Annotated in this window: 14 protein-coding genes; 9 read left to right on the top strand and 5 right to left on the bottom strand. The window is 59.6% G+C overall.

From position 1 onward, the window contains the following. Window positions 1-63 precede the first annotated feature (63 nt). Entirely contained in the window at window positions 64-873 is an 810-nt protein-coding gene (locus BSU04_RS27950; protein WP_089163610.1) for a transporter substrate-binding domain-containing protein, read from the bottom strand. A 209-nt stretch (window positions 874-1,082) separates the two neighbouring features. Between BSU04_RS27950 and BSU04_RS27945 the strand changes: the two genes are divergently transcribed. Next, window positions 1,083-2,036, top strand: coding sequence for a LysR family transcriptional regulator (locus BSU04_RS27945; RefSeq protein ID WP_089163609.1), 954 nt, complete (start codon window positions 1,083-1,085; stop codon window positions 2,034-2,036). A 30-nt stretch (window positions 2,037-2,066) separates the two neighbouring features. Here the strand turns inward: BSU04_RS27945 and BSU04_RS27940 are convergent, their stop codons facing one another. Further along, complete coding sequence (locus tag BSU04_RS27940) at window positions 2,067-2,993, bottom strand: 2-hydroxyacid dehydrogenase (protein WP_179258469.1); 927 nt, start codon at window positions 2,991-2,993, stop codon at window positions 2,067-2,069. Window positions 2,994-3,069: 76 nt separating this feature from the next. Beyond that, window positions 3,070-3,822: a class II aldolase/adducin family protein gene (locus BSU04_RS27935; RefSeq protein WP_089163666.1), complete on the bottom strand. Its 753-nt coding sequence runs from the start codon at window positions 3,820-3,822 to the stop codon at window positions 3,070-3,072. 357 nt (window positions 3,823-4,179) lie between these two features. On the opposite strand from BSU04_RS27935, the gene BSU04_RS27930 reads away from it, so the two are divergent. Together BSU04_RS27930 and BSU04_RS27925 are read left to right on the top strand one after the other, a co-directional pair. Continuing rightward, entirely contained in the window at window positions 4,180-5,517 is a 1,338-nt protein-coding gene (locus BSU04_RS27930) for an MFS transporter (RefSeq protein WP_089163608.1), read from the top strand. Between the two features lie 266 nt (window positions 5,518-5,783). After that, window positions 5,784-6,005 (top strand): hypothetical protein, encoded by a 222-nt coding sequence (locus tag BSU04_RS27925; RefSeq protein ID WP_089163607.1) that lies wholly within the window; start codon window positions 5,784-5,786, stop codon window positions 6,003-6,005. Window positions 6,006-6,040: 35 nt separating this feature from the next. Here the strand turns inward: BSU04_RS27925 and BSU04_RS27920 are convergent, their stop codons facing one another. Next, window positions 6,041-6,661 carry a TetR/AcrR family transcriptional regulator gene (locus BSU04_RS27920; protein ID WP_089163665.1) on the bottom strand — a complete coding sequence of 207 codons (621 nt, stop codon included), beginning with the start codon at window positions 6,659-6,661 and terminating at the stop codon, window positions 6,041-6,043. A gap of 143 nt (window positions 6,662-6,804) precedes the next feature. On the opposite strand from BSU04_RS27920, the gene BSU04_RS27915 reads away from it, so the two are divergent. Continuing rightward, window positions 6,805-7,581 (top strand): SDR family NAD(P)-dependent oxidoreductase, encoded by a 777-nt coding sequence (locus tag BSU04_RS27915; RefSeq protein ID WP_089163606.1) that lies wholly within the window; start codon window positions 6,805-6,807, stop codon window positions 7,579-7,581. Window positions 7,582-7,653: 72 nt separating this feature from the next. Here BSU04_RS27915 and andR read toward each other — a convergent pair whose 3' ends face one another. Continuing rightward, window positions 7,654-8,622 carry an anthranilate 1,2-dioxygenase regulatory protein AndR gene (gene andR, locus BSU04_RS27910; protein ID WP_089163605.1) on the bottom strand — a complete coding sequence of 323 codons (969 nt, stop codon included), beginning with the start codon at window positions 8,620-8,622 and terminating at the stop codon, window positions 7,654-7,656. Window positions 8,623-8,887: 265 nt separating this feature from the next. Between andR and andAc the strand changes: the two genes are divergently transcribed. The 5 genes from andAc (at window position 8,888) to BSU04_RS27885 (ending at window position 13,590) form a co-directional block, all read left to right on the top strand. Then, a complete protein-coding gene (gene andAc / locus BSU04_RS27905; protein ID WP_089163664.1) occupies window positions 8,888-10,129 on the top strand; it encodes an anthranilate 1,2-dioxygenase large subunit AndAc in 1,242 nt (413 codons plus the stop codon). Between the two features lie 18 nt (window positions 10,130-10,147). Next, a complete protein-coding gene (gene andAd, locus BSU04_RS27900; protein WP_089163604.1) occupies window positions 10,148-10,621 on the top strand; it encodes an anthranilate 1,2-dioxygenase small subunit AndAd in 474 nt (157 codons plus the stop codon). Window positions 10,622-10,632: 11 nt separating this feature from the next. Beyond that, window positions 10,633-10,956, top strand: a complete 324-nt coding sequence (gene andAb, locus BSU04_RS27895; protein WP_089163603.1) for an anthranilate 1,2-dioxygenase ferredoxin subunit AndAb — start codon at window positions 10,633-10,635, stop codon at window positions 10,954-10,956. Further along, window positions 10,946-12,166, top strand: coding sequence for an anthranilate 1,2-dioxygenase system ferredoxin--NAD(+) reductase (gene andAa / locus BSU04_RS27890; RefSeq protein ID WP_089163602.1), 1,221 nt, complete (start codon window positions 10,946-10,948; stop codon window positions 12,164-12,166). Before andAb ends, andAa begins: the two co-directional genes overlap by 11 nt. Before the next feature lie 179 nt (window positions 12,167-12,345). Further along, a complete protein-coding gene (locus tag BSU04_RS27885) occupies window positions 12,346-13,590 on the top strand; it encodes an NAD(P)/FAD-dependent oxidoreductase (protein WP_089163601.1) in 1,245 nt (414 codons plus the stop codon). The last annotated feature ends 123 nt before the right edge of the window (window positions 13,591-13,713 follow it).

The raw sequence follows: 13,713 nt of genomic DNA, 5'->3' as shown, positions 1-13,713 counted from the left end.
GTTTTCTCGTGACCTGTGTGCGCGGCTGTCGTTCCGCGCGAATCAGAAATCACAAATCAGAAATTAAAATGAGGATGCGGGTACGGAGGCGCCCAGCCACTTCTTCTCGATCTGGTCAATAGAGCCGTCCTTGCGCGCACCGTCCAAGGCGGTATTCAATTCGTCTCTCAACGGTCCTTCGCCCTTGTTCACGGCTATGTGCATGGGCGAGTCGAGCAGACGAATCTTTTCATCGATCGATGTTTGCGGATGCATCGCGCGAACGCGTGCCGCCACGTCTGCGCCCAACGAGATGAGTTGGGTCTGGCCCGCGAGATACGCGGCAATCGCGCCGCTTTGATCGTCGAAGCGCTTGATCGTTGCCGTGCCCGGTGCAACCTTCGTGAGGCTGACGTCTTCGTTCGTCCCGCCCGCGGTCGCAACCGACTTGCCACCAAGGTCGGCCGCTTGCTTGACCTCGATGGCCTTCGGACCGAACACCGCGATGTAGTAGGGCGCGTAGGCTTGCGTGAAGTCCAGAACCTTTTCTCGCGCCGGTGTTTGCCCGACCGACATCAGCAGGTCGACTTTATGATCGGCGAGATACGCCAGCCGGTTCGTGCCCGTGACGGGTACGAGTTCTGCGTGCGCACCGAGTTTCTTCGCCAGGACCGCAGCAAGGTCTACGTCGATGCCACGCGGTTTCATATCTGCGCCGATCGAGCCGAAGGGCGGATAGTCCTGGAATACGCCGATCTTCACCACCTTGCTTTGCTTGATGTTGTCGAGCGAATCGGCGTACGCGCAGGGCACGGCACCCACTACCGCGCAAGAGAGAGCCAGCGCCAATGCCATGCAAGGTGCAACCGGAGGGGGCAGGCCAAACGCTTTCATGATGAAGTCCTTGTTGATCTCGGAGCGTGGTTAAGGGGGGGCAGGTCTCAAGCTATCGATGCCGCAATCCGCTTAGCTTCTGGCACTTGCTAATTCATGTTGCGCGGCGGCGCATGACTCCTTTATCGGGAATACAAAATGATTAGTCCAATTTCTAATATTTATTTTAAGTATAATTTTCTTGGATGATGGAACAACCGAGGTTAGCAATGAGCAACGAACGATCCGATACGTACTTGAATGATCGGCTCGACTGGAATCTGCTGCGAACATTTCTCGCTATCGCGCGAGAGCGCAGCGTGAGTCGTGCGGCTACGCGGCTTCATTTGACGCAACCCGCTGTGAGTCAGGCTCTTCGGCGTCTGGAGGACCAACTTGGCATGCGGCTGGTGGATCGTCATGGGCCGCGCATAGAAGTGACGCAGGCCGGCATCGAAGTGCAGCAGATCGCGGAGGATGTGTACGGCACAATCTCGCGGCTGTCGCTTGCCAAGGTCGACGGCGATCACGATATCTCGGGCGTGGTGCGCCTGAGCACGGTGAGCGGCATTGATTTCCCTGCCTATGACGCCTTCCTTGCCGAGTTCCATCGCGACTATCCGCGCATCGAACTTGAGAGCCAGGAGATGCGCAGCGCCGATGTAGTCAGCAGTTTGCAGCAGAAGTCCGCAACGCTTGGGCTTACGCCGCGCCGCACCTTGCCCAAGAGGGTCGAGAGCCGCGTGTTCCTGAGGCAGCGTTATGCGCTTTTTTGCGGGCGCCACCACCCGTTGTTCGGGCGTACGGATTTGCGCACGTCCGATCTCGTGAGCGAGAAGTTTGTGTCCTTTACAGGTGACAAGGTGGGTGACCACATGTCGCCGCTGACGTTCTTTCGCGATGAGATGGGTTTCACCGAGCGTGTGATCGGATCATCGTCGAGCATGTGGGAAGTGAAGCGTTTCATATTCGCCGGGTTCGGCATTGGTTGTCTCCCGGAACATGTTGTTCGGGAGGACATTGCACAGGGGCGTTTTCAGCGCCTGCCGCCGGACGAGGGCGTGGCCGACCTCGACGTGCACCTGCTCTGGTCGAGTGACCGGAAGTTCAGTGCTGCCGAGACGGCCTTCCTGGATGCGATGCACAGGTTTATCGATACCGAGGCAGGTGTGACGCCGGTCTAGTGCATCTCGGCGCCAAGCGAGCCCGCTGCGCTAATAACCTCGCGTCACATCAACCGCGTTATGCAAAGCCTCGCCATTCACCAGCCGCCGGACGTTTTCCGCTACCTGTAGCCCGATCGTATCTGCACTGGCGACCGAGGCCATGTGCGGGGTCACGATCATGTTCTTCGCCTGCCAGAACGCATCTCCTCGTGGCAGTGGCTCGTTTGGAAAGACATCGACAATGGCCCCGCCAATCCGCTCCGTATTCAACGCGCGCAGCAGATCCTCCGGCACCAGATGTTCCCCTCGTCCCACATGAATCAGTTTCGCGCCGGGACGCAATGCATTGAACGTACGAGCATTCAGGATGCCGCGTGTTTCGTCCGTCAGCGGTAAGAGGCAAACAAGGATATCGGTGCCTTGGAGGAAAGGTTCCAGCCCTTGCGAACCTTCGAATGTTTCAACCCCTTGCAGGTCTCTCGCCCGGCGCGCCCAGCCGCGAACGCTGAATCCCAGCCGATGCAGGTCTGTCGCCACGCGACTGCCGATCTCACCAAGCCCCATCACGCCCACTGAACAGGTTGATGGATCTTGTTGAGGCGGGCGAAACCAGCGTTCTTCACGCTGGTTCGATATCACGCGATCAAGTTGTCGATGAAAGTGCAGTACAGCCCACGTCACGAACTCGCTCATGCCGCGTGCATGCTGCGGGTCGACTACCCGGCATACAGGTACGCGCGGCAGGCTCGGGTCTGTCAGGATGTTGTCGACCCCGGCCGCAATGCTGTGCACGAGTCGCAGCCGTGGTAACGCCGCAATGGCGCCAGTCGGTGGATTCCAGCACACGGCCACCTCGGCGTCGCTGGCGTTCTCGTGGCCATGCAACGTGACTTCGAGTTCGGGCGCCGCGCGATGAATGGAGGGTATGAGGTGCGACATATCGAAGTCGCGGCTAATGAGGACAAGTTTAGTCATTGCTTGCGTCGATGGCAGGCCGCGCATAGGCGGCGGCCATGCCTAAGGCTAAGTAGTGGCAACAAGATGGCAACATTCAGCACCGGTAATCCGATGCAGGATCGGCAATCAGCCGCAATGCCGCGTTCCAAGCTATGTCCATGATTTCCGCCGATTCCTCGCGGTTGAACTGGCTTGCGGTCAATTCGCAAACTTCTACGGACGGAATGCGCAGCGCGGTCCCGCCAGCCAACGCCTGAATCTGCGCCTGGCAGGCGCGTTCGAGGAAATAGATCTCATGGAACGCTTCGGCAACGGTCGCACCTGCTGCGAGCAGGCCGTGATTGCGCAGGATCATTGCCTTGTTAAGGCCGAGGTCGCGCACCAGCCGTTCACGTTCGTCAAGATTCAACGCAATGCCCTCGTAGTCGTGATACCCGAGCTTGCCGTAGAACTTGAGCGCATGCTGACTGATCGGCAACAGCCCGTGCTCTTGCGCGGACACCGCCGTTCCAGCGGCCGTATGCGTGTGAACGACAAAACCGAGATCCTCGCGCGCCATGTGAATTGCGGAATGTATCGTGAATCCGGCGGCATTCACGCGAAAGCGCGCGGGTTCGGTGGCAGCGCGTTTATCGATGACATTGCCCAGGTGATCAATCTTGACCAGATCAGACGCCCGCATCTCATGGAACAAAACCCCGTATCGGTTGATCAGGAAGGCCGGCGTCGCGCCGGGCAAGCGCGCGGTAATGTGCGTATCGATCATGTCCGTCATGCGGAAATGGGCCGTGAGCCGGTACAGCGCCGCCAAGTCCGAACGGACTTGCCATTCGTCGGCGTCGAACATGTCGGCGTCGAATGTGGCCTTGTCCGTATCAGAAGGCGGATTTTGCGTTGCTTGCATGCTGGGGATCTCTCAAGTTCGTGCGCGGTGACGGGACGTAGTGTTCGTTGAACAGAAAGCATTCGTCAAATTCCCTGTCCTTATCCTCATCATCAATCCTGCTAATGCTTGACCCGACTCTTGCCATTTAAATGCGGCATCGCCCATGCCGCAACGCGAGCACGGAAGTATTAGCCACGTTGATACTGACAATGCACAAACGCGATTGTACGAACGATTTTTGACGCTTGATAAGTCGGTATCCCCTCTTGTACATCGCGTTGTGAGCAACGCGCGCCACTTTCAAGGAACACGAAAATCATGAAGGCAGCGGTCTCCGGCAAGCAACCCGTGCGCGCAGCGTTTGCGGCTTTTATCGGCACGACTGTCGAGTTCTACGACTTCTACACCTACGCTACGGCCGCCGCGCTCGTGCTGGGCGACGTCTTCTTTCCGAGCAGCAATCACTTCATCAGCACGCTCGCGTCATTTGGCACGTTCGCGGTCGGCTTCATTGCACGGCCTCTGAGCGGTGCTGTATTCGGGCACTTGGGAGACAAGCTCGGACGCAAGAAAATGCTGCTGCTGACCATGTTCCTGATGGGCGTGGCGACAACCGGCATCGGCTTGTTGCCGTCTTACGCTACAGCCGGTATCTGGGCGCCGATGATGCTGATCGTGCTCCGCATAGTGCAGGGCATTGCGGTGGGCGGCGAATGGGGCGGTGCTGTGCTGATGTCGAGCGAACATGCGCCGGAAGGACGCAAGACCTTCTTCGCGTCGTTCCCGCAAATGGGAAGCCCTGCGGGCCTGATCCTTTCGCTCATTTCCTTCCGTCTGGTGACGTCGCTCAGTCATGACGACTTCATCGCCTGGGGCTGGCGCTTGCCTTTTCTCGCAAGCTTCGTGTTGCTTGCGGCCGGTCTGGTGATTCGCTCGGGTGTCAATGAATCCCCTGAGTTCGAAGCGATGAAGGAGTCGGACGAAATGGTGCAGTCGCCCGTGAAGGAAGTGCTGAAGTCACATTGGGTGCCGATCCTTTTCGCGGCGGCGGCAACGACCATAGGCTCTGCCGGATTCTTCTTCACCAACACCTTCATGATTTCGTACGTGACGGTCTATTTGCATATGTCGAAGTCGCTGATCCTCGACTGCCTGTTTGCCGTCACAGTCATTCAGCTTCTCTCGCAGCCAATTTCGGCCATGCTCGCCGAACGGTTTGGCAATGCCCGCTTCCTCACCGCCGCCGCGTTGCTTTCGATGCTGACGCCGTACCCCATGTTCATGCTGGTCAATACAGGCAACCCGGTGGCGATCATTGCGGGTATCGCGTTCTCGGTAGTCGTGTTGTCGGCGGTCTATGCGGTTATCGCAGGTTTCATGACCTATGCGTTTCCCCGGCATCTGCGCTATTCCGGCATCTCCATCGCCTATCAGCTTTGTGCGACGATTGCCGGCGGCACGACACCGATCATCGGGACTATGATCGCGCAGCGATTTCAGGGTCAATGGGTGCCGCTTGCGCTCTTTTTTACGGTACTGTCGGCGGTCTCGCTGATCGGCATTCGCGGCCTGGCGCGTTTTCAGAATGGACGTGATTCGAACGAGTCAAACCCGGTGGAACCGGTGGGGGCGCTGGGGCGGCAAGGCGTGAATTGACGTTGGCGCGGCTCAGGCCAAGTCACCGTATGTTACGGCCAGCATGCGTTCCTTACCCGCTGAAAGACTTGAGCCCCGTTTGGTTGACCGGGCAATTGCAACGGGAAGTTTCTGCCGGCAACCGTCACGCCCCACACGGGCGCTCGCTCGTTGCGAGAATGTAACCGTGTAATGCCGTGAAAAATGGCTGTAGCGCGAATGTCGATTTGACTCTCTAGGATGCATGAACGCAAACCGTCGCGATTCACTCATGCAAGGAGATTCCCATGCTCAGCCCTCACGAGTTGTCGACTCTGCTCCTGATCCAACACTCGCCATCGCAGGTGGAACCTCAATGTTCCGACGTGGCGAGTCTCGAGCACGAACACCTCGTCAGCATTGACGCGAGCACGAATGGTCGGGCTACGCCGCGCCTGACTTCACAAGGCTCGGAGCTATTGCAGCAACTGCATCGATTCTGCACCCGTGAGTTTGCCGGGAACCACTGAACCTGCATTAACACCCGCCGCCGTTTACCCCGGGTTCATTGCTGGGCAGTGCCGTCCTGCTTCATGACGAGCGCATGCGCGGCGGTGAGAATCGACAGCGCCAGTTCGTGATCGTCCACTGCGCGCGCCAGCGTGATCGCGCCCACAATCGTGGCCGCCACGCCTAGTCCCAGCGCTTCGCTCCCGCTTTCGTCTCCGCTTTCGCTCCCGCTTTCGTTTCCACCTCCCGCTGCTTGCGTCAACTGATCTGCAAGCCGCCGCAAGTGCGTGGTGTAGAGCGCTTTCACGTCCGCTGTTGCATGCACCGCATCGCCCGCCAGTGCACACAGTGCGCATCCGGTGCCGGGATTGTCCGCGTGAGCGGGGTGCAGGTACGCATCGACGATCGCCTCGAACGGTGTCTTTGAATGTTCCGCCGCATCGGCCGCGCGCGATATCACGCGTTTCTGGCCCCGCGTCATTGCCTGTTCCAGCGCGGCGATGATCAACGCATCGCGCGACGAAAAATGTCCGTAGAACGCGCCGTGCGTCAGCCCCGCACTGCGCATGCAATCGGCGACCCCCAACGCTTCCAGACCGTGCTCGCGGATCTGCCTCGCAGCTGTATCCAGCACGCGTTGCCTGCTCTCCGCTTTCTGCGCCTGTGAGTAACCCATCTCAATCCTCGCTTGACAATCTGCATGATGACGATAATACTGAATTTGTGGATTATGTTCAACATTCAGATTGATGGCGCGTCGATACAGCCGATGCATTCTTCAGCCGTAACCGGGCGGCGGCCAACAGAGGAGAAGGACTCATGCGTTTCACTGATAAAACTGCCCTGATCACGGGCGGAAACAGCGGGATAGGTTTTGCGGTAGCGAAGTTGTTGATTGCGGAAGGTGCGCGGGTGGCGATCACGGGGCGCGACCGCGCGAAGCTGGATGAGGCGGCATCTGAGCTTGGTGCGAACGCGCTCGCCATTCAGGCGGATCTCGATGATCCGGCTGCAATCGACTTGGTGATCAAGCAAGTCGGCGATGCTTACGGTTCGCTTGATATCGTGTTTGCGAACGCGGGAGTTTCAGGACCAACGCCATTGGGGAGCACGACTGCTGCGGCATTCGAAGCAATCCTGCGCACCAACCTGACTGCAGTCTTTCTGACGGTTCAGTCCGCGTTGCCGCTGATGTCGGCGGGAGGATCGATCGTGCTCAATGGTTCGGTCATGCGTGAGCTTGGCCGGGCGGGAACGGCGGCTTATGCGGCGTCGAAGGCGGGCATTACCGGCATGGCGAAGGTGTTCGCCGGCGAGCTCGTGCAACGCGGCATTCGCGTGAACACGGTGATCCCCGGTGGCACCCGCACGCCGATCTGGACACGCGGCGCAAGGGCGGGCGCGTCGCTCGACGGCACGGAAGAAGCGTTGTCGCCGGCTATCCCGATGGGACGCTTCGCCACAGTTGAAGAAGTCGCGGAGGCGGTCGCGTTCCTTGCGTCGAATGGTGCGTCCGGGATCACGGCGGCCGAGATTGTGGTCGACGGCGGCACGATCGGCGCGCCATGGGGCTCTCCAGCGCTTCGCCAAGGCTAAGCTCGGCTAGACCCTTGGCGCAACTCGCGCAGAGCCGTGGACGGGGTGTATGAACGCACACTGCGGGCACGCTTAGCGTCCCCGCAGTGTTTCCGATGGCGACTCCCCGAACATCGCCTTATAGACCATCGCGAAGCGCCCGAGATGCGCGAAACCGCAATCGAGGGCAATCTCAGCGACCCTTACATCCAAAGGTGCTGCGCGCAACGCGTCGCGCGCGCGTTCCAGCCGCAATTGCCGCACATACTGCATGGGGCTCACGCCGCGAAACTGCTGAAAGCCGTCGCGCAACGTGCGAGCCGAGACGCCGACGGCGTTGGCAATATCGAGCAATTCCAGCGGATCCCTGCAATTTGCTTCAATGAACGCCTCGGCACGCTTCACAAAGCCGGGCGACACGGCCGAACGCCTGGAAGCGAAGCCCGTATTTATTTCATTGCCCACGTGACCTGTGGCGAACAGATCGATCAGTAAGCCTTCCAGGTGCGTTGCCACACGCGGATTGCTGCGCGCACTCGCGAGCAATTCGGGCGAACTCGCGACCAGTTGCAATTGCTGCATCCAGCCGCGTAGAGGCGAGCTACCCACCGGCACCAATGAGGCAAAGTCCTGTGCGGCCAACCCCGCCTGCGCGTTCAGCGCCACTGGATCGATACGCAGCACAAACTGCTCGCAGCCTGGCGAAAGCAGAGCATCGAAAGCCTGTCCCGGCGCACATAAAACGCCCTGGTCACGGTTCACCTGCATGGAGCGTCCCATCGTGCGGACTTCGGCGGTGCCGCTCACGCAAAACATCAGCAGGTAATACCCGTCCACCGCCTTGACGTCCACGCGCATGGCATCGCCGAAAGCGATCGTGCCGAGGCCTAGCCCCCCGAGCTTGACGAAATCCATGTGCGAGCGGCCGCGGCCCGTGCCCGAGGGCACGAGCGCGTGCGGTTGCATCACGCGCGAGATCAGTTCGCGGGTTTCATCGAGGTCAGTCGATTCGAATAATCGATAGCCCCGCAACGCGTCAGCACGAAAGGCGGCTTGGGACATGGACGGTTCCGGTCGGTGAAAACAGTCACGACGAATGGTAGGTCACTTCGCCGTTCTGCCCGGGGCCGCGCCACCCATCGCCCAGCAAAAACGTGCCGGAAGTGGATAGCGAAGCCTGCGCGCAGCCGTTATCGGATAGACCCGCTATTTTGGCGCTCCAAAAATCGCAGCACACCCCCCCACAAAAGGAGAAATCGCCGTGGAAACTAATGCGATGAACGCCCTGGACGCACCGGACGAAAGGGCCGAATTCCCCCTTCGCCCGATGAACCCGCTCGACTTCGATGCGGTAACTTTTCCCCATGACGACGGCTCGCGTGTGCCCTATAAGGTATTCAGCTCGCAGGCGGTGTATGAGCGCGAGCAGGAGCGGATCTATCGCGGACCGACCTGGAATTTCGTGGCGCTGGAAGCGGAAATCCCGAATCCGGGCGATTTCAAAAGCACCTTCGTTGGCGATACACCCGTGGTCGTCACCCGCAACGACGACGGCTCGCTGGCGGCGTGGGTGAACCGCTGCGCGCATCGAGGCGCGTCCGTGTGCAGGAAGTCCCGTGGCAACGCGAGCTCGCACACGTGCGTGTACCACCAGTGGAGTTTCGATAAGAGCGGCAACTTGTTGGGCGTGCCGTTTCGGCGCGGCCAGAAAGGCATGACCGGAATGCCCGCCGATTTCGATCCGAAAAATCACAGCTTGAGAAAGCTTCGGGTGGAGAGCTATCGCGGCCTGGTGTTCGCGACTTTCAGCGAAACGGTGGGTCCTTTGCCTGAGTATCTTGGGGCGCAAATGCGGCCCTGGATCGATCGGATCTTTCATAAGCCGATTGAATATCTCGGCTGCACGCGGCAGTTTTCAAAGTCGAACTGGAAGCTCTATTTCGAAAACGTGAAGGACCCGTATCACGCGAGCATGCTGCACCTGTTCCATACGACGTTCAACATTTTCCGCGTCGGCATGAAGGCGCGTTCCATACCCGATGCAACCCACGGACTGCACAGCATCATCACGGTGACGAAGACCGGCGAGGACACGTCCGCCGCCTACAAGCAGCAAAACATTCGCTCCTTCGACGAAGGCTTCGCGCTTGAAGACGATTCCATCCTCGGCCTGATTTCCGAATACGAAGAAGACACGACCAATCATATTCAGCCGATCTTCCCGCAACTCGTGATCCAGCAGATTCACAACACGCTGGTCGCACGGCAGTTGCTGCCTAAAGGGCCCAATAGCTTCGAGCTGATTTTTCACTTCTTCGGTTATACCGACGACACGCCGGAGATGCGCGAGCTGCGCATCAAGCAGGCGAATCTGGTGGGGCCTGCCGGCTATATCTCGATGGAAGACACGGAAGCCACCGAACTGGTTCAGCGCGGCACCATCCGCGATGCCGGCGCGACGTCGGTGATCGAAATGTCGCGCGGCAATCCGGACCAGCAGGACACGGTCATCACCGAGAGCCTGATCCGCAAGTTCTGGGTCGGCTACCAGAAGCTGATGGGCTATTGAACGTCGAGGAAAGAGATCATGGAAGCAATGACGCTGTGGTTCGAACTGCACATGTTGCAGGACCAGTACATCAACAACCTCGACAACGACCGTCTCGAAGCGTGGCCGACGCTGTTCACCGAAGACTGTCTCTACGAGATCATACCGAAGGAAAACGCCGACATGGGTCTTCCAATTGGCATCATCTATTGCAACAACCAGAAGATGCTGCGCGACCGGGTGGTGTCGCTGCGCAATGCCAATATCTTCGAGGAACACAGCTACCGGCACATGACGTCGGGGCTCTGCGTCGTGGCCGAGACGGATGGCGTGATCGAGACGGAAAGCAACTACGTGGTGATCCAGACGCGCACGAACGGCGAATCGAATGTGTACCAGGCAGGCAAGTACTACGACAAGGTGGTGCGTACCGACGCCGGTTTGCGTTACCAGTCAAAGCGCGTGATCTATGACACATCCCGTGTACAGACATTGCTCGCCACACCGATCTGAAGGGGATAAGAATGAACCAGTTGGCTCAAACCTGGTTTCCAGTCGGCGCACTCAATGACTTCGAGGAAGGTGAGCCGGTCGCTGTTGTTGCGGGTAACAAACCCATCGCGGTGTTCCGTATAGGTGAAGAAATTTTCGCGCTGCACGATCTTTGTACGCATGGCCACGCGCGCCTCTCGGAGGGGTTCGTGGAGAACGGTTGTGTCGAATGTCCCCTGCATCAAGGGCTCGTGGATATTCGTACGGGTGCGCCGCAATGTGCGCCTATTGTGGAAGCGGTCCGCACGTATCCGGTTCGCATCAACGAGGGCAGCGTCGAGATCCATGTCGAATGAAGCGTATGTGATTGTCGGCGCGGGGCACGCTGCGCGGCGTGCCGCCGAAACGCTGCGGCTGAAGGCGCCGGAGAGCCGCATCCTGATGATCGGCGAGGAAGCGGAACTGCCTTATGACCGGCCGGTGTTATCGAAGGATGCGTTGCTTGGGATCGAAGGCGAGCAACGCGCCTTTATCCGCGATGCTGACTGGTACGCTCAGCAGCGTATCGAAATGCGGCTGGGCGTGCGAGCGAGCGCGATCGATCGCGAACAGCGGTGCGTGTTTCTCAGCGACGGCGAGCAGGTCGGCTATCACCGTTTGCTGATTGCGACCGGATCACGCGTGCGGCGCTTTGGCGGCCCGGTCGATGAAGGCGTGAAGCTGCACTACGTTCGTACCATCGCCGATGCGCGTGCGCTGCGCGAAGCGCTCGCGCCGGGCGCTCGGGTGGCCGTGCTGGGCGGTGGTTTTATCGGGCTGGAGGTGGCGGCGTCGGCGGTATCGCGTGGTTGTGCAGTGACGGTGATCGAGCCCGCAAGCCGCTTGTTGCAGCGATCAACGCCAGCCGAAGTTGGCGCGTTCATGCTCGCGTTGCATCGGCGTCATGGCGTGGATATGCAGCTCGACACAACGCCGCTAGCCATCAACAAGACGCCTACCTGCGCGATGGTGAAGACCGATCGTGGCGACCTGCCTGCGGACGTCGTGGTGATCGGCATAGGCGTCGTGCCTAACTCGGAGCTGGCTGCATCGGCAGGATTGGTGGTCGATAACGGAATTGTCGTGGATCAACACTGCCGCACCGCCGATCCGCTGATCTTCGCGGCAGGCGAAGTGACGAGTCACTTCAACGCGCTGCTGGGACGGCATGTACGCGTGGAGTCGTGGCAAGTGGCGGAGAACCAGCCTGCTGTGGCAGCCTCGAACATGCTTGGCGGCGAGGAACGTTACGCCGAGATGCCGTGGCTTTGGTCTGATCAATATGACTGCAATCTGCAGACGCTGGGCATTTTTGCGGCGCATCAATCGGTCTTTAAACGAGGTGACCCGGAAGGCGATTCGTTCTGCATGCTTGCGCTTGGCGCGGACGACAGAGTCGAGGCTGTAGTGACGGTGAATTGCGGTCGTGAAGTGGCGGTGTGCCGCCGGTTGATGGCTGCAGGAAAAGTGCTTGACCATGCCCGTCTTGCCGATCCGGATACGCCGCTAAAAGCCTTGCTCAAATAGGGGCTCTTTTTGATCCTTGGCATTGGGCTAAGCGGAAGCGCAAGCTAATTCGGAAAGCTTGGGGAGCGCGCGCGTATGATCTACGTCTTGCAGTTTCTGGGGCGGTGAAGGGTGAGTGGTGGATCGCGTCCACCCATCACCGCCGCGAACATACTGGACGTAGAGGAGAGACTCAACGCATGAAGTTCGACACAGTCGTGCTGGGCGCGGGCATCGTGGGTGTATCGATCGCCATTCATTTGCAAAAGCGTGGCCGCTCGGTAGCGCTAGTGGATCGCAAGCATCCCGGACTCGAAACCTCGTTTGGCAACGCGGGGCTGCTGCAGCGCGAGGGTGTGTATCCCTACGCGCTTCCCCGCGACATCGGCACGCTGATGCACTACGCTCGCAATGCGTCCATCGATGTTCATTACCATCGTGACGCATTGCCCGCGCTCGCGCCATTTCTCTGGGCGTATTGGCGCAATTCCGAACCCGCGCGGCATGCCGCCATCGCGCGCCAGTACGCCACCTTGATCGAACATTGCGTGACCGAGCACGAGATCCTCGCGAAGGAAGCCGATGTGGAGTCGCTGTTGCGGCCAACGGGGTGGATCAAGGTATTCCACAGTGCCGCCTCCCAAGATGACGAGTTGCGCGACGCCGAGCGGTGGCATCGAGAGTTTGGCGTGCAATACAAGCTCCTCGATCCGGCCACGTTGCAACTAGCCGAACCGCATCTCGACCGTTCCCTAGTGGGTGGTTTGCATTACACGGATGCTGTCTCGGTCACCGATCCTGGCGCGTTGGTCGCGGGTTATGCGGCTTACTTCGAGCGTCTGGGCGGCCGCTTCCTGACTGGCGATGCAACCTCGCTGGAGGCCGAAGGCGACGGTTGGCGTGTGACGACGCAAGACGGTCCGCTCGGTGCGTCGACGGCGGTGATCGCGTTGGGTCCGTGGGCTAAAGACGTGACGTCGGCGCTGGGCTACAAGCTGCCGCTCGCGGTCAAGCGTGGTTACCACATGCATTACGCGCCACAACCTGGCACGGTCCTGAATCATCCCGTGCTGGACGTGGATAACGGTTTCCTGCTTGCGCCAATGGCACGCGGCATTCGGCTGACAACGGGTGTTGAACTGGCGGATCGTGATGCGCCGAAGACACCCGTGCAACTGATGCGTGCCGAGCCCGTGGCGCGTAAGCTGTTCCCGCTCGGCGAGCGGGTAGATGACGAACCATGGATGGGCCGCCGTCCGTGTACGCCCGACATGATGCCGATCATTGGCCCGGCACCGCGTCACAAGACCATGTGGTTTGCGTTCGGACACGCGCATCACGGATTGACGCTCGGCGCGGTGACCGGCCGGCTGATCGCGTCCATGATGACGGGGGAGGAACCGTTCGTCGATGTCACGCCGTTCAGGGCTGACCGCTTCGACTAGATTTGAAGGCGGTCGCGTTTAGCCGAACCCGCAAGCGATTGGTCACTTGGCACGCGGGGCCTGCTCTGAAAATTTATCGATAGCCCAGTAGAATCGGTCAAACGCCAAACATGCCACGCTCGT

The organism is Caballeronia sordidicola, from assembly GCF_002220365.1.
In the GTDB taxonomy this organism is placed as follows: Bacteria; Pseudomonadota; Gammaproteobacteria; order Burkholderiales; family Burkholderiaceae; genus Caballeronia; species Caballeronia sordidicola_C.
Note: the sequence above shows the minus strand (reverse complement) of the source record. Positions and strands in the feature narration are given on the sequence as shown.